This is a genomic window from Bradyrhizobium oropedii, assembly GCF_020889685.1.
In the GTDB taxonomy this organism is placed as follows: Bacteria; Pseudomonadota; Alphaproteobacteria; order Rhizobiales; family Xanthobacteraceae; genus Bradyrhizobium; species Bradyrhizobium oropedii.
This window is the reverse complement of record NZ_JACMYO010000036.1, coordinates 36,921-54,368: the sequence shown is the minus strand read 5'-3', so window position 1 is coordinate 54,368 and position 17,448 is coordinate 36,921. Positions and strand designations below refer to the sequence as shown.

At 65.4% G+C, this 17,448-nt stretch carries 20 protein-coding genes; 9 read left to right on the top strand and 11 right to left on the bottom strand.

The window, feature by feature from the left end; translation table 11 throughout:
* Positions 1–3 precede the first annotated feature (3 nt).
* The 4 genes from H8A95_RS12960 (at position 4) to H8A95_RS12945 (ending at position 2,677) form a co-directional block, all read left to right on the top strand.
* Entirely contained in the window at positions 4–372 is a 369-nt protein-coding gene (locus H8A95_RS12960; RefSeq protein WP_229183528.1) for a CidA/LrgA family protein, read from the top strand.
* Positions 369–1,091: an LrgB family protein gene (locus H8A95_RS12955; RefSeq protein WP_229183525.1), complete on the top strand. Its 723-nt coding sequence runs from the start codon at positions 369–371 to the stop codon at positions 1,089–1,091. Before H8A95_RS12960 ends, H8A95_RS12955 begins: the two co-directional genes overlap by 4 nt.
* Positions 1,092–1,225: 134 nt before the next feature.
* A complete protein-coding gene (locus H8A95_RS12950; protein ID WP_229183524.1) occupies positions 1,226–1,963 on the top strand; it encodes a sulfite exporter TauE/SafE family protein in 738 nt (245 codons plus the stop codon).
* 48 nt (positions 1,964–2,011) lie between these two features.
* The gene (locus H8A95_RS12945; protein ID WP_229183523.1) at positions 2,012–2,677 is read left to right on the top strand and encodes a DsbA family protein; all 666 of its coding nucleotides are present in this window, start codon (positions 2,012–2,014) and stop codon (positions 2,675–2,677) included.
* A 16-nt stretch (positions 2,678–2,693) separates the two neighbouring features.
* Here the strand turns inward: H8A95_RS12945 and H8A95_RS12940 are convergent, their stop codons facing one another.
* A complete protein-coding gene (locus tag H8A95_RS12940; RefSeq protein ID WP_229183522.1) occupies positions 2,694–3,296 on the bottom strand; it encodes a CGNR zinc finger domain-containing protein in 603 nt (200 codons plus the stop codon).
* Between the two features lie 26 nt (positions 3,297–3,322).
* Here H8A95_RS12940 and H8A95_RS12935 point away from each other — a divergent pair, with 26 nt between their 5' ends.
* A complete protein-coding gene (locus H8A95_RS12935) occupies positions 3,323–4,048 on the top strand; it encodes an AzlC family ABC transporter permease (protein ID WP_338027837.1) in 726 nt (241 codons plus the stop codon).
* Positions 4,041–4,358, top strand: coding sequence for an AzlD domain-containing protein (locus H8A95_RS12930; RefSeq protein ID WP_229183520.1), 318 nt, complete (start codon positions 4,041–4,043; stop codon positions 4,356–4,358). Before H8A95_RS12935 ends, H8A95_RS12930 begins: the two co-directional genes overlap by 8 nt.
* A gap of 9 nt (positions 4,359–4,367) precedes the next feature.
* Here H8A95_RS12930 and H8A95_RS12925 read toward each other — a convergent pair whose 3' ends face one another.
* The 5 genes from H8A95_RS12925 to H8A95_RS12905 form a co-directional block, all read right to left on the bottom strand.
* On the bottom strand, positions 4,368–4,574 hold the full coding sequence (locus tag H8A95_RS12925; protein ID WP_176533628.1) for a hypothetical protein: 207 nt from the start codon (positions 4,572–4,574) through the stop codon (positions 4,368–4,370).
* A gap of 63 nt (positions 4,575–4,637) precedes the next feature.
* Positions 4,638–4,928, bottom strand: coding sequence for a LysR substrate-binding domain-containing protein (locus H8A95_RS12920; RefSeq protein ID WP_229183519.1), 291 nt, complete (start codon positions 4,926–4,928; stop codon positions 4,638–4,640).
* A gap of 201 nt (positions 4,929–5,129) precedes the next feature.
* Complete coding sequence (locus H8A95_RS12915) at positions 5,130–6,212, bottom strand: carboxylesterase family protein (protein WP_229183518.1); 1,083 nt, start codon at positions 6,210–6,212, stop codon at positions 5,130–5,132.
* Positions 6,213–6,235: 23 nt separating this feature from the next.
* Positions 6,236–7,207 (bottom strand): S1C family serine protease, encoded by a 972-nt coding sequence (locus H8A95_RS12910; RefSeq protein ID WP_229183517.1) that lies wholly within the window; start codon positions 7,205–7,207, stop codon positions 6,236–6,238.
* A gap of 143 nt (positions 7,208–7,350) precedes the next feature.
* Positions 7,351–8,868, bottom strand: a complete 1,518-nt coding sequence (locus H8A95_RS12905) for an AMP-binding protein (RefSeq protein ID WP_229183515.1) — start codon at positions 8,866–8,868, stop codon at positions 7,351–7,353.
* Between the two features lie 338 nt (positions 8,869–9,206).
* Between H8A95_RS12905 and H8A95_RS12900 the strand changes: the two genes are divergently transcribed.
* The gene (locus H8A95_RS12900) at positions 9,207–9,527 is read left to right on the top strand and encodes a PilZ domain-containing protein (RefSeq protein WP_229183513.1); all 321 of its coding nucleotides are present in this window, start codon (positions 9,207–9,209) and stop codon (positions 9,525–9,527) included.
* Here H8A95_RS12900 and H8A95_RS12895 read toward each other — a convergent pair.
* The 3 genes from H8A95_RS12895 to H8A95_RS12885 form a co-directional block, all read right to left on the bottom strand.
* Positions 9,463–10,542 carry a phosphatase PAP2 family protein gene (locus H8A95_RS12895; protein WP_229183511.1) on the bottom strand — a complete coding sequence of 360 codons (1,080 nt, stop codon included), beginning with the start codon at positions 10,540–10,542 and terminating at the stop codon, positions 9,463–9,465. The genes H8A95_RS12900 and H8A95_RS12895 overlap by 65 nt on opposite strands.
* 278 nt (positions 10,543–10,820) lie before the next feature.
* Positions 10,821–11,090, bottom strand: coding sequence for a hypothetical protein (locus H8A95_RS12890; protein ID WP_229183509.1), 270 nt, complete (start codon positions 11,088–11,090; stop codon positions 10,821–10,823).
* A gap of 222 nt (positions 11,091–11,312) precedes the next feature.
* On the bottom strand, positions 11,313–12,206 hold the full coding sequence (locus tag H8A95_RS12885; RefSeq protein WP_229183508.1) for a LysR family transcriptional regulator: 894 nt from the start codon (positions 12,204–12,206) through the stop codon (positions 11,313–11,315).
* A gap of 109 nt (positions 12,207–12,315) precedes the next feature.
* On the opposite strand from H8A95_RS12885, the gene H8A95_RS12880 reads away from it, so the two are divergent.
* Positions 12,316–13,308, top strand: a complete 993-nt coding sequence (locus H8A95_RS12880) for an aldo/keto reductase (RefSeq protein WP_229183506.1) — start codon at positions 12,316–12,318, stop codon at positions 13,306–13,308.
* 330 nt (positions 13,309–13,638) lie between these two features.
* Here the strand turns inward: H8A95_RS12880 and H8A95_RS12875 are convergent, their stop codons facing one another.
* Together H8A95_RS12875 and H8A95_RS12870 are read right to left on the bottom strand one after the other, a co-directional pair.
* The gene (locus H8A95_RS12875) at positions 13,639–14,664 is read right to left on the bottom strand and encodes a peptidoglycan -binding protein (protein WP_229183504.1); all 1,026 of its coding nucleotides are present in this window, start codon (positions 14,662–14,664) and stop codon (positions 13,639–13,641) included.
* A 36-nt stretch (positions 14,665–14,700) separates the two neighbouring features.
* The gene (locus tag H8A95_RS12870; RefSeq protein WP_229183503.1) at positions 14,701–15,696 is read right to left on the bottom strand and encodes a flagellar motor protein MotA; all 996 of its coding nucleotides are present in this window, start codon (positions 15,694–15,696) and stop codon (positions 14,701–14,703) included.
* Positions 15,697–16,238: 542 nt separating this feature from the next.
* On the opposite strand from H8A95_RS12870, the gene H8A95_RS12865 reads away from it, so the two are divergent.
* The gene (locus H8A95_RS12865) at positions 16,239–17,444 is read left to right on the top strand and encodes an efflux RND transporter periplasmic adaptor subunit (RefSeq protein WP_229183501.1); all 1,206 of its coding nucleotides are present in this window, start codon (positions 16,239–16,241) and stop codon (positions 17,442–17,444) included.
* The last annotated feature ends 4 nt before the right edge of the window (positions 17,445–17,448 follow it).

The following is a 17,448-nucleotide window of genomic DNA, read 5'->3' as shown; positions in this document are numbered from 1 at the left end:
AGTCTGATCCTGCTCTGCCAGCTCGCAGGCGAGGTCGCGGTGCGTGCGCTCGCCGTGCCGGTGCCGGGCCCGGTGGTTGGGCTGGTGCTCTTGCTGTTGCTGCTATTGGCGCGCGACCGGTTTCCAGCGCTTGCGCGCGGGCCGCTCGGTAATGACGGCGTCGAGAGCGTCAGCCGCGGCATGCTCGCCAATCTCTCGCTGCTGTTCATTCCGGCGGGTGTCGGCGTGGTGCAGAAACTCGATCTGCTCGCCGAGCACGGCACAGCGATCCTGGTGATCCTCGCAGTGTCGGTCATCGTCACGCTGCTGGCGACGGTCGCGACCTTCGTTGCGGCGAGCAGCCTGTTCTCGCGCGAGGACGAAACGCCGTGAGCGACAATCCGTTCTCGCTCTGGGTCTATCTTTCACAGTCGCCGCTGCTCTGGCTGACCGTGACGCTGTTGACCTATGCCGCGACCGATGCGGTATCGCTGAAGACAAGGCGGCACCCGCTCGCCGATCCCGTGCTGCATTCGCTGTGGATCATCGGCGCATTCCTGCTGCTGACCAACACCTCCTACACCACCTATTTCGCCGGTGCGCAGTTCGTGCACTTCCTGCTCGGCCCGGCGACGGTGGCGCTCGCGGTGCCGCTCTACGAGAACCGCAAGCGGGTCGCGGCCGCGGTGCTGCCGATGCTGGTCGCGCTCGCGGTCGGCTCGCTCACGGCGATCGTCTCGGTGGTGCTGCTGGCGCGGGCCTTCGGCCTGCCGCGCGAGATCATCCTGTCGTTGGCGCCGAAATCGGTGACGGCCGGCGTCGCGATGGGGATCAGCGAATCGCTGCATGCCGATCCGTCGCTGACGGCGGTGTCGGTGATCCTGACCGGCATCATGGGGGCGATCATCGTCACGCCGCTGATGAACTTCACCGGCATCACCGATTTTCGCGGCCGCGGCTTTGCCGCCGGGATCGCCGCGCATGGCATCGGCACTGCGCGGGCGTTCCAGGTCGACGAGGTCGCCGGCGTCTTTGCCGGCATCGCGATGAGCCTGAACGCGCTGGTCACCTCGCTGCTGGTGCCGCTGGCCGTGACATATCTGCTGCGTTGAGCGCCATTGCAGGGCAGTTTTGTGCTATTGGTATGGCGCTGGGCAGCAAATCCTTCTAGGGTCGCCCGCAAAACGCGAGTCTGTTCCCCTTGGTCTTCTCCGCAACTCAGAGTGTGCTTGGACTGGCATCGGGCATGCTGGTCGGCTTTTCGCTCGGCCTGGTCGGTGGCGGCGGGTCGATCCTTGCCGTGCCGCTGATGGTCTATGTGGTCGGGGTGCCCCAACCGCATATCGCGATCGGTACCTCGGCGATCGCGGTCGCCGCCAATGCCGCGATCAACCTGTCCAACCACGCCCGCGGCGGCACCGTGATCTGGTCCTGCGCACTGGTGTTCGCGCTGGCAGGCATGTTCGGCGCTTTCGGCGGCTCGATCCTCGGCAAGATGTTGGAAGGGCAGAAGCTGCTTGCGCTGTTCTCGATCGTGATGCTGGTCATCGCAGGCCTGATGCTGAAGACCCGCGCGCGGGTCGGGCTGACCGACGTCAAGATCTCGACGTCCAACATGCCGGCGATCATCGGTCTCGGGCTTGCCACCGGAACCATGTCCGGCTTCTTCGGCATCGGCGGCGGCTTTCTGATCGTGCCGGCCCTGATGCTGGCGACCGGGATGCCGATCATGAACGCGGTCAGTTCCTCGCTGGTGGCCGTCACCGCCTTCGGCATGACCACGGCCTTGAGCTATGCGTGGTCGGGGCTGGTGTCGTGGAGCCTGGCGGGGCTATTCGTCGCCGGCGGCATCGCAGGCGGCCTTTTGGGCACACGCAGCGCCCGGCACCTGTCGGAGCGGCGCGGCGCCCTCAATATCGTGTTTGCGACTGTGATTATCGCCGTGGCGATCTATATGCTGCTGCGTAACATCAACGTGTCCTGAACGTAGAAGGGCGAGGAGCCCTTGCGAAAGCCTGCTATGAACCACCTGATGAAATCGCCCCTGATCAACGCCGGTACCACCCGCCGCACCGCGATCGGCCTTGTCGGTGCCGGCATCGCGCTTCTGGCTACCGGAGCCGCGCGCGCCGAGGACGACAACGTCCTGACCGAGGAGCAGGTGCTGCGCGATCCGGATATTCCGGTGATCGGCAATCCCAAGGGCGATATCACCATCGTCGAATGGTTCGACTACAACTGCCCGTATTGCCGCAAGCTCGCGCCGGAACTCCGTCAGGTGGTGCAGGACGACGGCAAGGTCCGCCTGGTGCTGAAGGATTGGCCGATCCTCGGGCCGGTCTCCAAGGTGGCGGCGCGGATGGCGCTGGCGGCAAAATACCAGGGCAAGTTCGACGCCGCGCATGAGGCGATGATCTCGGTCAATTCGCGCATCACCGAGCCGCGTATCGCCGAGCTGCTCTCGGGCGCCGGCCTCGACATGGACCGGCTGACGAAGGACCTCGATGCCAACGCCAAGGCGATCGACGCGGTTTTGGCGCGCAACAACGAGCAGGCGATGGCGTTCGGGTTCAACGGCACGCCGTCATTCATCGTCGGCAAGTATCGCGTGCCTGGTGTGCTCAGCATCGATCAGTTCGAGCAGGTGATCGCCGACGCCCGCAAGGCCAATATGGGCCGCAAGACCGAGCAGAACTAAGCTCCTTGGCGTTCACTCACGCGGAGCCCTTCCGCTTGGCATAGGCGCGCCGCGCGCGCTCGCGATTGCCGCACACTTCGCCCGAGCACCATCTGCGGGTTCGGTTCGGGCTCTCGTCGACAAAGAACCAGCCGCAGCCGTCAGCCTCGCAGCATCCGATGCGCCTGGCGTCGTCGGACGCCAGCAGGGCCGTCAGCGACCAAAGCACCGGCCATAACGGCTCCGTCACGTCGATCCCCGCCAGCGCATGGCGATAGCCGCGATCCTGCCGCACAAGGTCGGGTTGCCGGGGCGCTGCTGCAAGCAATCGATTGACGAGACCAAGGTTCGCGCCGCGGCCGCCGCGCAGCGCGTCCGAGATGGTCCAGATGTCGCGGCGCAAGTCGTACGCCTTCTGCATCGCGGTGGCGGCCTCGCTGCTTGCCGAGCGCGCTTTCAGCTTCCTGGTCGCGGCAAGCGGCAAGGTCCCGCGGCGCTCGCTCCAGGACAACAACGCAGAATAATCCGGGATCAGCTCCTGCGGATCGTTTGAGGTGCGCCAGTCCAGCGTGTTGGCGAAGTCAAGGCAGACCCGTCCACCGAAAAACTGCGTCGCTGCCCGCGCGGGGTCTCTTGACATCACGGCCTCTCACAAAGTCTAATCTAATGGTCATGACCATTACAAGCGCTCAGTCATCCCGACCCGTCCCAACGATGACAACAGCCGGATTCAGGCGGGGCCTGGTCGCAGCGCTGCCTTTCCTGCTCAGCAACGGCGCGGCCGGCCTCGTGATGGGACTGACCTACAAGGGGCTTGGGCTGGGAGCGGCGCATGCAATCCTGTTCAGCCTGCTGGTCTACTCCGCCACGGCACAAGCGATCACGCTGAGCATGTGGGCCAGTCCGCTGCCGATCGTTGCCATGGTCGTCGCCTGCATCGCCACGAATTCTCGATACTTACTGATGGGTGCCCATCTGCGCCAGCTGTTTGGCGGATTGGCGCCCCGGAAGATGCTGCCCAGCTTGTTTCTGCTCGCGGACGCGTCGTGGCTGATGACGAGCGCGGACGCTGACCGCAACGGACCTGATGCGGGCTATCTGCTCGGATCGAGCATCCCCATGGCGGTCGGCTGGGTTGGCGGCACCGCGCTCGCCTATGCCGCCCCGCTCGCGGCAAACGGACCGCTCAGGCTCGCCGCCGCGTTGCTGCCGACGATGTTCATCGCGACCCTGCTTCCCAGCCAATGGAAGAACGTGCGATCGCCGTGGCCGTGGTTGATCTCCGCCGTCGCTGCGCTGCTCGTTGCGCGGTTCGGGGATCCCAGCTGGTCGATGCTGATCGGAGGTGGATGCGGCACGCTCGTGAGCATGATGGAGCCGAGCGATGCATGACCTGCAAGTGCTCGACCTAGAAGTGTTCGGCGTTATCTGCACCCTCGGCGTCACATGCTATGCCATGCGCGCCGGCGGATACGTTCTCGCCGCATCGATGCGCGACGACGGCATCGCCGCGCGGTTCCTCCGGCTCGCGCCCGGCAATCTGTTCATTGCATTCATTGTCGGCGGTTGCCTCTCGGGCGGGCCGGCAGGCCTTGTCGGGACCGTGGTCGCCCTCGTGACAATGGCAATCACGGCGAGAGAGTGGGCCGCGCTCGGCGCCGGGTTCGGCGCCGCGCTGGCAGCATCCGCGATCGGATGGTGACGTCGGCGATTATTTCGACGCGATCTTGTCCCACTGCTCGCGGGTACGCGTCTTCAACAGATTCCAGTCATGGGCAGCGACGTCCCAATTGACGATGGTGCGCGTGTCCTGCGCCACCTCGCCATTGGCCACGCTCGACGTCCGCATCGAATCATAGACATAAACGCCGCAAACCAGCAGCAGCGCGCCCAAAATCATGCCGAAAAACGTCCGCATCGCTTAATCCCTCCGGTGTCGGCAGGATAACGTCGTGGGGTTCGCTGTGGTTCCGGCGATCGATCAACTGCGCGCGAACACGCGCATGACATAATCGATGAACACGCGCACGCGCGGCGACAGGTGGCGGTTGCGCGGATAGAGCAGGGATACCGGCACCGATGGCGGTGCGCATTGTTGCAGCACCGGGATCAGCATGCCGTTGGCAAGATCGGCCTCGGCATGGAAGCGCGGCACCTGCACGAGACCGAGGCCGAGTTTGGCGCTCGCCAGATAACTCTCGGGACCGGTCACCGACATCGGCGCCGGCAGGGGAAACTGCTTGAGCACGCCGTTGATCGCAGACCTGCTCAAGCCGCGGGTGAACGAGTAATCCGCTGCGCCCTATCCACGGCACGGTGATGGAGAGTGCCGCGCGCACTATCCATCACCGTCATCCTGAGGTGCGAGCGCTTGCGAGCCTCGAAGGATGCACGGCCCTGATGTAGCCGCAGCCGGGCCGTCGACCCTTCGAGACGCGCTTCGCGCTCCTCAGGGTGACGGGGAGAGGGGAGCTCACGCGCTGCCGGCCTGTTCACCATTCAACCACGTCATGATCTCCGCATTGATCTCGCGCGGATAGGTGTGGCTGAGGTCGTCGATCTCGCGATAGGTGACCCTGGCACCGGCGGCCGACAGCAAACCCTGCGTCTGCCGCGCGGTCTGCACCGGGAACATCCAGTCGAGCTTGCCGTGGGTGATGAAGATCGGGAGGCCGCGCAGCCGCTCCGCATCGGTCATCTCGGCCATCAGCGGATGGAAGGTCGCCGCGACCGGCGCAAGATGCGTGAAGCGCGATGCGCCGTCGAGCCCGGTCACATAGCTGAAGGTGCCGCCGTCGCTCATACCGGTCAGCAGCATGCGCGTCTCGTCGATGCGCCAGCGTTCGCGCACCTGGTCGAGGATGCGGTTGAGGTTCGGCGTGTCGCCGTCGTCGCCCATCAACGCCCAGGTCTGGCCGGTTGCGGTCGGCGCCACCAGGATGGCGCCGCGGCTGCGTGCGTCGCGCAGCCAGCTCCACAGGAAGCCGCGGCCGTTGCCACTGCCGCCGTGCAGCGCCATCACCAGCGGCCAGGCGCGATCCGGCGTATAATATTCCGGCACATACATCGAGAAACCGCCGCGGCTGCCCGGCTCGTTGCGCTCATGGAAGATGCCGGTGTCGGCATTGGGCGTCGCCGCGAGCTTGGCCTGCAGTTCGGTATCCTCGCGCAAATCGGGCGCAATGAAGAAGCCGCTGACCGGCGGCAGCTCGGTCAGCGGATAGAGCGCCTCCTGCGCCCGCGGCAGATAGCGCAGCGCGCGGAATACGCTGACCAGGTCGCCTTCACCGTTCTGCACCGCGCGTAGCCCCGCATAGCCGGCCAGGGCCGGTTCGATCGCAGCTACCAGTGCAGTCTTGATATGCGCGAATTTCTCCGGCCAATCGGTCAGCCGCGGCCGCACCGCCTGCAGGGCCTGCTCGGGCTCGCCCGCGATCTGCATCACGCGATCGAAGTCCGGCGGGTTAAGATTGCGCGCGACGAAGGACAGCGATTCCAGCGTCTGCAACAACGGCGGCAGCACGGCCACGATGTCGTCAACCACGGCCTCGCTCATCGCTGCTGCCTCTTCCATTGTGATCAGTGCAGCCGCGGCGCCTTCAACAGCTTCATGCGGTCGATCGAGGTCAGCGTGACGTCGAAGGTGACGCCCTCGTGGTAGACCGTCAGCGGCACGTCGACGCCGGCCGCGCCGAGCGACCAGAGCTTGCGGTAGAAGCCGGTCTGGCTGGTCACGTTGTCGCCGGCGACCGCGATGATCACGTCGCCGGTCTTCAGCTCGGCGCGCGCCGCCGGTCCCTTGCTGGCGACACCGACCACCACGAGGCGGTTGTCGATCTCGGTCGTGTACATGCCGAGCCACGGCCGCGCCGGCCTGTCGACACGGCCGAACTTGCGCAGGTCGCTCAGCACCGGATTGAGCAGATCGATCGGCACGATCATGTTGACATGCTCGGCGCGGCCCGAGCGCTCGCGTTCGAGCTGCAGCGATCCGACGCCGATCAGCTCGCCGGCATTGTTGAGCAGCCCGGTGCCGCCCCAGTTCGGATGCGACGGATAGGTGAAGATCGCCTCGTCGAGCAGATATTCCCAGTAGCCGGCGAACTCCTGCTTGGCCGCGATCTGGCTTGCGACCGAGCGCGTGCGGCCGCCGGCGGCGCCGAGCACCACATTGTCGCCGACCTGCGTCGCCGCCGATGAGCCGATCGGCAGCGGATCGATGTCGAGCCTGCCGAGGGCCTGCACCAGGCCGAAGCCGGATTCGAAATCGAAGCCGAGCGCGTGGCCTTCGACCGCGCGGCCGTCGCCGAGATGCAGCCACACCGTTGCGGCTTCGGTGATCAGATAGCCGATCGTCAGCACCAGCCCGTCGTCGATCAACACGCCGTTGCCGGCGCGCTCGGTGCCGAGCGTCTCGGCGCTGAAAGCGTCAGGCGGAATGATCGAATGCAGCCCGACCACACTCATCAGCGCGCGATCGAGATCGTAGCGGTAATCTTCGGAGCGAGGCTGAAAGGCCGCTGGCACTTTCCATTCGGTCGTGGAGGGCATTTAGAATCTCCTGGCGTGCAGGGCGCTGGAACCTCAAGCTAATCCGAGGTTCTGCCGGCAGGGAAGATGGAATGATATACCTTGCGCGGGCGCCTGCACAGCTCATGTGGCGTGCAGACCTGCCCCTCGCTAGACAAATGAACCTACTCGCTTTTCGCCGCCGCGCGCGCGGGCACGATGCGGAAGCTGCGGTTGTCCTTGATCCACGCAGCGCGCTCGTCGCGCAGCATGGTGCGGCGGACTTTTCCGGAATCATCGCGCGGCGCGGTGCCGACGCGCTCGAAACTTTCCGGATGCTTGTAGCGGCTGAGCCGGTCCTTCAGGAAATCGCCCATGCCGTCGGCGATCTCTTGCGCATCGGCGTTGTCGGCGAGCTCGAGGATCGCATGCACGCGCTGGCCGAATTCCGGATCAGGCAATCCGACCACGACGCAGGAGCGCACCTCGGGATGTTCGCTGACCGCGGCCTCGACCTCGGCCGGATAGATGTTGGCGCCGCCGCGCAGCACCATGTCGGCGAGCCGGTCGCCGAGATAGAGATAGCCTTCTTCGTCGAGCCGTCCGATATCGCCGAGCGATTCCCAGCCGTCCGGCCGCCGCTTCGGTGCCGCGCCGAGATAGTGATAGGTCGAGCCGGCGCCGTCATTGGGCAGGAAATAGATCTCACCGGTTTCGCCGGGCGCAACGTCGTTGCCGTCCTCGCCGATGATGCGGAGCTTTGCGGTCTCGCCGATCTTGCCGACCGAGCCCTTGTGCGCCATCCATTCGACGCCCGAGATCACGCAGGCGCCCTGCCGCTCGGTGCCGCCATAGAGCTCCCAGACCCGTTCCGGCCCGAGCCATTCGATCCACTTCTCCTTCAGCCAGGGCGGCATCGGGGCTGCCATGTGAAACACGATCTGCAGGCTGGAGACGTCGTAGCGGTTGCGCACCTCCTCGGGCAGCGCCCAGATCCGGTGCATCATGGTCGGCACGAAGTTGACCCATTGCACGCGCTCGCGCGCGATCAGCCGAAGCGTCTCCTCGGCGTCGAACTTCACCATGCCGGTCAGTCGCCCGCCGCCGAACAGCGCCGAATGCGACAGGATGAACGGCGCGTTGTGATAGAGCGGGCCCGGGTTGAGCAGCGAGGCCTGATGCGGAATCCCGAGCATCAGCGGCGTCGTGGTCTCGATCACGGCGGGGTTGTGATCGAGGATCACCTTCGGCCGTCCGGTCGAGCCGCCGCTCGTCATCGCCTTCCAGTAGCGCGCGACCGGTGCATCGAGCGGCTCCTCGGAAAATCCCTCCGGCACGAAATTCACCGGCAGCGAATTCGGCGCATTCCAGTCGGCCTCGCCGCCGACCACCAGCGACGGTTTCAGGATCTCGAGCACCGCGGCGGCCTCGCCGCGCGGCAGCCGCCATGACAGTGAGGTCGGCGTTGCGCCGCATTTCCACACCGCGAAAGTCGTCTCGAAGAAGGCGTTGCTGTTGGGCAGCCCGATCGCGACGAAGTCGCCGGGCTTGACGCCCTTGGCGGCAAAGGCGCGCGCCCGCGCATTGGCACGGCGCTCGAGCTCGAGCCAGGTCAGCGCATCCGCGCCGTGGCTGACGGCGATCGCGTCAGCAGGCTTGCGTTCGGCATACCAGCGCGGCACGTCGGCTAGGGGGATCAGCATGGGTCGTTTCCGTCTGAAGGGGGCGGCTTGAGGCGCTCTTGTTGCAGGGATGTGGCCAAAGCCACGGCACCACTTCACCAACAGTGCGGCCGCCATGTCAAGCCGACGGCTGCTCGCGCGGCCGGTATCCCGCTGATGGAATTGTAGAATCCCTGTTTGCTAAAAGCCCGGTCAAGATTCCGGTAAAGTTCAAGCGATCGCGCTAAGCCGGACTTTACGGGGGAACGCCATTGTGGCGCCTGCGGTTGTGTGCCGGGCGCGTCGATCGACGCGCGCGGTCTCGAATCTCTTCAAGGACCAATGTTTTCAAGCACCAATGTCTTCAAGGACGAATGACGATGGCGAGCAACGGAGCACGGATCAAGGTCAGTCGCGAGCCACGGCGCCAGCTCAACAATCGTGCGGCGTGGATCACGGTCGACGATGGCGCGACCGAGAATGCCTGTGCCGTGGTCGACATCTCGCCCGGCGGTGCCAAGATCACGACCGAGGTCGAGTTCGTCGTCAAGGACCGCCTCGCGCTGACGCTGCTCGCCGATCATGCCAAGCGCTACCCGTGTGAGGTGGTCTGGCGTCGCGGCAACACCTACGGGCTCAAATTCGTGACCGCGGACGCTGAGCCGGACGAACCGGCCGTGGAGCCGGTCGGCGCGGTATAGCCGAAACGCGCTGCCGCCGGACGGCCGCTTCGATGCGGCTGGCCGACGGCTGGAGCCAGGCTGCGCGTTGGAAGGCGGCTGCCCACGACAGCATCCATGCATGAAGCTGCTTGGCGATGATCACGCTGACGACCGTGACCACTGCGCCGCCGATCAGGTCCACGAGATAGTGACCGCCGATCAGCGGGGTCGAGACCAGCATGCACAGATTCGCGAGAGCCATCGGAATGCGCAGCCAGCGAACGTTCCAACTCGCCCAGATCAGCAGCAGCGCTGCAACACAATGAAAGCTTGGAAACGCGATCAGTCCCCTGCCGTGAAAATTGTGCAGGCTTCGCAGGCTGCCCTCTCGAATTCTGATCAGCTCGTCGATCCAGCCCTCTGAGGAGCGGGGCAGGGTCCGGAACGAAGCCACCTCGGTGTCGCTGAGGCCCAGATGCGTCCACGCCGTGGTCGCAGGCAGCACTGCAAACACGGCGATCGTGATGATCAGCGAGATGATTGCCGCCAGGATGAACTTCTCGAGGGTCGCAATATCTCCCTTCACTGCCAGGCAGAGGATCACGACGCTCGGCAGATAGAAGACCGACTGGTAGGACTCGGTGACGATGCGAACCATCAGGTCCGAGCTCGCGAAAAATGCCGCGAAGACCATCCAGTCGTACCCCATCAACTGATCCGCGCGCAGCAACTGGTCATCGACGAGCGGACGGCCGACCGTCGCCGCTGCGTAAGTCAGCATCGTTGCAGCGATGGCGACAATCAGGTTCTGCAACCAGCCATTCAGGAACGCCTGAATGAACCGGATGCGAAATCCTCTCGCGACCAGATAGCCGGCGAGAAGCACTGCGCAGATCGTGCCGTATCCGTTCCAGTCGATCGCGACGTGCCGGAATCCCGAAGCGTGAAAGATGGCGAACGCGCCGATCAAGAACAGCGAAATTGGAACCCAGAGCACCGCGCCGAGCACATGCTCACGGTTGTGGTGCTCCGTTACATTACCTGCGGTTGTCACGCGGCCATGTCGCGCGCAGGTTGTTAAAACTCAGTTACACTCGGAAACGTTTGGTAACATACAACCTCTGGATTTGAAAAATGGAACCTTCAAGCCCCGTGGGTTCCGTGATTTGCACGCCGGCGGCTCGCGACCAGGGTCGCGTTCGGTGTGAAGGTTCCATTGTTACGAATTTGAGCTCGCAGGCACTGCGAGACGCCGGCCACCCTGCGGGGGCGCCGACCCGTCGCCGGTCGCAGCGGTGCGGCGTTCAGCTGCTCACGCGGGCGTACCCGACGTCAGCGTCCCGTCGCATTGTTGGCATTGCCGGTCGTGCTCACCGAACCACCGGGAGGGGCCGGCGCCGCACTGAAATTACCGCCGGATGACGGTGCATAGCGCTGGCCGCTCTGGGCCGGCAGCGCAGTCCCGCCGATGCCGTTCGATGAAGCGGCGCGGTCGCCCGGCCTCGGCGGCGGTGGCGAGCCTCCCGTGCTCTGCGCGAGAAGCTGGGCCGGCGCGAGCGTCAGGCCGGCGGCGACGATGATGGCGAATCTGGTCTTGAGCATGTGCTGGTCCAAGATGGCGCGCGGAGGCTGGAGCGGGATGCAAAGCCCCGGCGAAGACGGGACGTCCGCCAAGCTCGCGCGATTATACATCCAATAACGTCGGTCGTGTTGGTCACGTTCCAAGGTGCCGTCGCACAACTGTGAAGCAAATCTCCGTGCGCTGGATCTCGACGCAGCGTCAGGCAGGAGGTTCGGCATCACCCGGCGCGCCGCCGTTCGCGATCAGCCGCGATAGCGCAGCGCATCGACCAGCAGGGCGAACGCCGGCGCGGATTGCCGCCGGCTCGGGTAGTAGAGGTGATAGCCGGGAAACGGTGCGCACCAGTCGTCCAGCACCTGGATCAACTGTCCCTTGGCGAGCTGCGCGCGCACCTGGTCCTCGGCCACGTAGGCGAGCCCCAGGCCGGCCAACGCCGCCTTGATCCGCAATGTGGTGCTGTTGAACACCAATGGTCCGTCGACGCGGACCTTGAGCGGGCGGCCGCGCCGCTCGAATTCCCAGGCATAGATGCCGCCATGGGTCGGCAGGCGGATGTTGATGCAGGCATGTTGCGTCAGGTCCTGCGGCCGTTTCGGGCGCTCCCACCGCTTGAAATAGGTGGGGGCGCCGACCACGACCATGCGGAAATCCGGCCCGATCCGCACCGCGATCATGTCCTTGGCGAGCTGTTCGCCGAGCCGAACGCCGGCGTCAAAGCGTTCCGCGACGATGTTCGCGAGCCCGTTGTCGACGGTCAGGTCCACCTTGATGTCGGGATAGCGCGGCAGGAACTCGGCCAGCGCCGGCCACAGGATCGTCTCGGCGGCGTGCTCGCCGGCGTTGATGCGGATGATGCCGGCGGGTTTCTCGCGCAAGGCGGTCAGCGCCGAGAGCTCGGCCTCGATCTCCTCGAAGCGCGGGCCGATGCCCTGCAGCAGCCGTTCGCCGGCGGCGGTCGGCGCGACGCTGCGCGTGGTGCGGGTCAGAAGCCGCACGCCCAGCCGTTCCTCCAGCGCGCGCATGGTGTGGCTGAGCGCCGATTGCGACACGCCGAGCCGCGCTGCGGCGCGGGTGAAGCTGCGGTCGCGCGCGACGGCGAGGAAGGCGATCAGGTCATTGACGTCATGCCGCGACATTCATGAGTCCTGCTCATAAGTCTATCCCGACTTCTACGTCTAATAGCCTGCCGGTGCACGCCCTAAATCCCGCCGTGACGAATTCCAGTCATCGATGCGGAGAGACATCATGCAGAAACGTAAACTCGGCAGCAGCAACCTCGAAGTCTCGGCGATCGGCCTCGGCTGCATGGGCCTGAGCTTCGCCTACGGCCCGGCGGTCGAGAAGAATGCGGGCATCGCCATGCTCCGTGCCGCCGTCGAGCGCGGCGTCACCTTCTTCGATGCCGCCGAGGTCTATGGCCCTTACGTCAACGAGGAACTGGTCGGCGAGGCGCTGGCGCCGGTCCGCAACCAGGTCGTGATCGCGACCAAGTTCGGCTTCGATATCGGCTCCATGGCCGAGCGGCACCGGTCGCTGAACAGCCGGCCCGAGCACATCAGGGCGGTCGCCGACGCTTCGCTGAAGCGGCTGAAGATCGACGTCATCGATCTGTTCTATCAGCATCGCGTCGATCCCGCGGTGCCGATCGAGGATGTTGCCGGCACCGTGAAAGACCTGATTGCCGCCGGCAAGGTCCGCCATTTCGGCCTGTCGGAGGCCGGTGTGCAGACCATCCGCCGCGCCCACGCGGTGCAGAAGGTCACGGCCCTGCAGAGCGAATATTCGCTGTGGGAACGTGGACCGGAAGCGGAGATCCTGCCGTTGCTGCAAGAGCTCGGCATCGGCTTCGTGCCGTACAGCCCGCTCGGCCGCGGCTTTCTTACCGGCGCGATCAGCGCGTCCACGACATTCGCAAGCGACGATTTCCGCAACCTCGTGCCGCGCTTCACGCCGGAAGCCCGCCGCGCCAACCAGGCGCTGGTCGATCAGCTCGCCAGCATTGCCGCCGGCAAGGGCGCGACGACAGCGCAGATCGCGCTGGCCTGGCTGCTGGCGCAGAAGCCGTGGATCGTGCCGATCCCGGGCACCACAAAGCTCAATCGGCTCGAGGAAAACATCGGCGCCGCCCGCGTCGAACTGACCGCCGCCGATCTGGCTGAGATCGGCAAAGCGGTCGCCGCGGTCGAGGTGCAGGGCGCCCGCTATCCGGAGCAACTGCAACAGATGGTCGGACGTTGAGGAAGTCGAGCCACACACTCGATGTCGTCCCGGGCTTGACCCGGGACCCATAACCACCAGCGGCAATGGTCGTGCGATGCTGGGGCCACAGCGCTCTGCAACAACGCATCCCTGTGGTTATGGGTCCCTGCTTTCGCAGGGACGACGATTGCGGATGCAGGCCGTGCCGCACACTCGGCGTCGTCCTGGCGAAGGCCAGGACCCATTACCCCGAATGCTCACTGTTACACGAGGCTGGGGCATCCGCTTCATCGCCGAATGCGGTGGTTATGGGTCCCTGCTTTCGCAGGGACGACGGATGATTAGGCGTTACCGCCGCCTTCACGGCGATTAGCGTTCCGTCAGCTTCAGCTCGATACGGCGGTTGCGCTTGTAGGCGTCTTCGGTCTGCGCGGTGTCGAGCGGCTGGAATTCGGCAAAGCCGGCGGCGACCAGGCGCTGCGCCGGCACGCCGAGCGAGATCAGATATTGCACCACCGAGATCGCGCGCGCGGAGGACAGTTCCCAGTTCGACTTGAACAGCGGGCTGTTGGTGATCGGCCGCACGTCGGTATGGCCGTCGACGCGGAGTACCCAGGCGATCTCGGCCGGAATCTGCTTGTCCAGATCGATGAGCGCGCTCGCCACCGTATCGAGCTCGGTCTTGCCCTCCGGCAGCAAGGTCGCCTGGCCGGTGTCGAAGAACACTTCCGACTGGAACACGAAGCGATCACCGACGATGCGGATGTCAGGACGGTTGCCGAGGATCGCGCGCAAGCGGCCGAAGAATTCCGAGCGGTATTTCGACAGTTCCTGCACCCGCTGCGCCAGCGCGACGTTGAGGCGCGAGCCGAGATCGGCGATCCGGTTCTGCGATTCCTTGTCGCGCTTCTCGGAGGCGTCGAGCGCCTCCTCGAGCGCGGCGAGCTGGCGGCGCAGCGCGTTGATCTGCTGGTTCAGCACCTCGATCTGCGCCAGCGCGCGCGACGACACGCTCTTCTCGGAGTCCAGAGCCTTGTTGAGTTCGTTGGCTCGGCCCTGCGCGTCGTTGCCGGAATTGGCCAATCCCTCATAGAGCCCCTTCATGCGATCACGCTCGCCCTCGGCGGAGGCGAGGCCGGCGCGGAGCTGCGAGACCTGGTCGTCGAGCGTCAGCTTGGAGAGCTTCTCCAGCGACAGCAGGTCGTTGAGCTGGGCGATCTTGGCGGTGAGCTGCTCCAGCGCCTTGTCCTTGCCGGTGACCTCCTGCGACAGGAAGAACTGCACGACGAGGAACACCGACAGCAGGAACACGATCGACAGCACCAGCGTCGACAGCGCGTCGACAAAGCCGGGCCAGTAGTTGAAGCCGGATTCGCTGCGGCGGGCGAGGGCCATGAATGTCTCCTTGGGCTTGCTTCGCTCGAAGACGCTCTAGTTCTTCTCGGGCTGGCGGGCGAGGCGCTCGAGCAGTCGCTTGATCTCGCGGTTCTGCTCGCCCTGGCCGTCGGCCCATTCACGGATCATCTGCTGCTCGGTGCGCATATGTGCAACCAGCCCCTGGATCGCCTCGGCGAGATTGGCCATCGCGGCCGTGGTGCTGCGGCCGCTCCCGCCGGCGCCGCCTTCCTCGAGCGTGGCACGCAGCCTGTCGATCGCGCCCTGCATGTCGCCGGAGACGCCGGCGTCGTCGCCGGAAATGCCGCGCACGGTGGTGGCGAGCCAGTCCTCAAGGTCGGTGTAGAAGCGGTTCTGGGCCTGGCTCGATTGCAGATCGAGGAAGCCGAGGATCAGCGAGCCGGCGAGGCCGAACAGCGAGGACGAGAACGAGATGCCCATGCCGCCGAGCGGGGCGGCGAGGCCTTCCTTCAGCGTATCGAACAGCGCGCCGGCGTCGCCGCCGACCTTGAGCCCGTCGATCACCTTGCCGACCGAGCCCACCGTCTCGATCAGGCCCCAGAAGGTGCCGAGCAGGCCGAGGAAGACCAGCAGGCCGGTCATGTAGCGCGAGATGTCGCGGGCCTCATCGAGGCGGGTTGCGATTGAATCGAGCAGATGCCGCATGGTCTGCTGCGAGATCGACATCCGCCCGGTGCGTTCGCCGCCGAGGATCGCGGCCATCGGGGCAAGCAGCGTCGGGCGACGCTCGATCGCAAGGCCGGGATCGGCGATGCGGAAATTGTTGACCCAGGCGACCTCGGGGTAGAGCCGGATCACCTGTCGGAACGCCAGGATGACGCCGATCAGCAGCACCGCGCCGATCAGGGCGTTCAGCCCGGGATTGGCGAAGAAGGCGGTGACGATCTGCTTGTACAGCACGACCCCGACCAGGCCGCAGAGCACCAGGAACACCAGCATCCGCACCAGGAAGATCCTGGGCGAGGACAGCTTGCTCAGTTCGATCTCCATCTCGGATCGGGAGGGGGGCATTGCCGGGTCATCCGTTCGCGAAGGCCGCATCTGCCAGCAATATGGCACAGCGGCGGAGTGAGGAAAGCCGAATCAAAAGGCTGTCGGTAGAACCTCGGGTTGATACGGAGTGGAGTGTTGCCGCTTTGCGCAGCTTTCCGGGGCGCCGGCGCGTCTGCGTGTGCAGAAGGTGCCAATCCCACGCGGGGATCGCGAGACGAACGCGGGTTGCACCGCTGGGTGGGGTGCACGGCGGCGATCGGCGATTCGCGCGCCGCGCATGACGAGTTTGCAATCTGCGGCATTCCCGCGCAGGCAACAGGCCGCGTTCCCGCTCACGCAGTCCTTAACGTACTCCCACAGCCTCCGATGGAACCCGCTCACAATGCAGTGACAGGATAAAAGACGCCGCGAAATCAGGGTGATAGCGTTCTGTGACAATGAGCCGCCTGACAAACGCATTGCGTCGCAGCAAGCAGATTTTATTTTCACCGCAGCAACGCGAGCGCTGTCGCCGTGACACCGCCGTTCGTTTGTTCAAACCTTCAGGGGCGATCATCTCAATGTCTGGACTTCGCGCGCAATCGGCATGCATTGCTCTGATGCTGGCCGTGACGGCGCCACTGCTTGCTGGCTGCGACGAACCGAAAACCGCAACCGCCGCCGTACAAGCACCGGAGCCGGACGTCAGTGTCGTCACTGTGAAGCAGCAGGCGCGCGCGATGGTGCGCGAGCTGCCGGGCCGCATCGCGCCGACCCGTGTCTCCGAGGTGCGCCCGCGCGTCTCGGGCATCGTCGTCAACCGCATGTTCCATCAAGGCAGCGAGGTGAAGCTCGGCGATCCCCTGTACCAGATCGATCCGCGCCCGTTCGAGGTCGAATTGCAGTCGACCGAGGCGGCGCTGGCGCGCGCCAAGGCGGTGCTCGAGCAGACCTCGCTGCAGGCCCGCCGCATCGCAACCCTCACCAACCAGCGCGCGACTTCCGAGGCCGAGAACGAGAAGGCGATCGCCAACCTGAAACAGGCCGAAGCCGACGTGCAGGGCCGCGAGGCCGACGTCGCGCGTGCGAAACTCAACCTGGATTATGCGACGATCCGTGCACCGATCGACGGCACCATCGGTGCCGCGCTGGTCAGCGAAGGCGCGCTCGTCGTGCAGAACGACGCCGCGAGCCTTGCGACCATTCAGCAGCTCGATCCGATCTACGCCGACTTCCAGCAGTCGGTGACCGAAATGAACCAGCTCCGCCGCGCCTTCGAGAGCGGCGATCTCGACCGCATCGCGCCCGACGCGATGAAGGTCCATCTCGTGCTCGACGACGGCTCGATCTATCAGGTCGCAGGCAAGCTGCTGTTCTCCGACGCCAAGGTCGATGCCCATACCGGGCAGGTGACCTTGCGCGGTGAGTTCCCGAACCCGCATCGCATCCTGCTGCCGGGCATGTATGTCCGCGTGCTGATCGAGCAGGGCATCGACACCGACGCGATCGCGGTGCCGCAGCAGGCGATCCAGCGCAATGGCGGCGGCGGCAGCGAGGTGTTCGTCGTCAAGGACGACAATCACGTCGCGGTGCAGCCGGTGCGCACCGGCTCGTTGCAGGGCGGCCACTGGTTCGTCACCGAAGGCCTCAAGGCCGGCGACAAGGTCGTCGTCGAGGGCTTCCAGAAATTCGCCGCAGGCGACAAGGTGCGGCCGCTGGCGTGGCGTGAGGTCGACGCTGCTGCAGCGCAGTCGGATTCGCCGCAGACCGCGCACGCGGGGCGCTGATCCG

Coding starts and splice junctions, on each gene's coding strand:
- H8A95_RS12925 (WP_176533628.1), bottom strand. CDS start 4,574: ATGCGGACGTTTTTCGGCATGATTTTGGGCGCGCTGCTGCTGGTTTGC.
- H8A95_RS12880 (WP_229183506.1), top strand. CDS start 12,316: ATGCAGAAACGTAAACTCGGCAGCAGCAACCTCGAAGTCTCGGCGATC.
- H8A95_RS12870 (WP_229183503.1), bottom strand. CDS start 15,696: ATGCCCCCCTCCCGATCCGAGATGGAGATCGAACTGAGCAAGCTGTCC.
- H8A95_RS12905 (WP_229183515.1), bottom strand. CDS start 8,868: ATGCTGATCCCCCTAGCCGACGTGCCGCGCTGGTATGCCGAACGCAAG.
- H8A95_RS12915 (WP_229183518.1), bottom strand. CDS start 6,212: ATGAGCGAGGCCGTGGTTGACGACATCGTGGCCGTGCTGCCGCCGTTG.
- H8A95_RS12910 (WP_229183517.1), bottom strand. CDS start 7,207: ATGCCCTCCACGACCGAATGGAAAGTGCCAGCGGCCTTTCAGCCTCGC.
- H8A95_RS12930 (WP_229183520.1), top strand. CDS start 4,041: ATGCATGACCTGCAAGTGCTCGACCTAGAAGTGTTCGGCGTTATCTGC.
- H8A95_RS12940 (WP_229183522.1), bottom strand. CDS start 3,296: ATGTCAAGAGACCCCGCGCGGGCAGCGACGCAGTTTTTCGGTGGACGG.
- H8A95_RS12900 (WP_229183513.1), top strand. CDS start 9,207: ATGGCGAGCAACGGAGCACGGATCAAGGTCAGTCGCGAGCCACGGCGC.
- H8A95_RS12935 (WP_338027837.1), top strand. CDS start 3,323: ATGGTCATGACCATTACAAGCGCTCAGTCATCCCGACCCGTCCCAACG.
- H8A95_RS12885 (WP_229183508.1), bottom strand. CDS start 12,206: ATGTCGCGGCATGACGTCAATGACCTGATCGCCTTCCTCGCCGTCGCG.
- H8A95_RS12950 (WP_229183524.1), top strand. CDS start 1,226: ATGCTGGTCGGCTTTTCGCTCGGCCTGGTCGGTGGCGGCGGGTCGATC.
- H8A95_RS12890 (WP_229183509.1), bottom strand. CDS start 11,090: ATGCTCAAGACCAGATTCGCCATCATCGTCGCCGCCGGCCTGACGCTC.
- H8A95_RS12865 (WP_229183501.1), top strand. CDS start 16,239: ATGTCTGGACTTCGCGCGCAATCGGCATGCATTGCTCTGATGCTGGCC.
- H8A95_RS12945 (WP_229183523.1), top strand. CDS start 2,012: ATGAAATCGCCCCTGATCAACGCCGGTACCACCCGCCGCACCGCGATC.
- H8A95_RS12875 (WP_229183504.1), bottom strand. CDS start 14,664: ATGGCCCTCGCCCGCCGCAGCGAATCCGGCTTCAACTACTGGCCCGGC.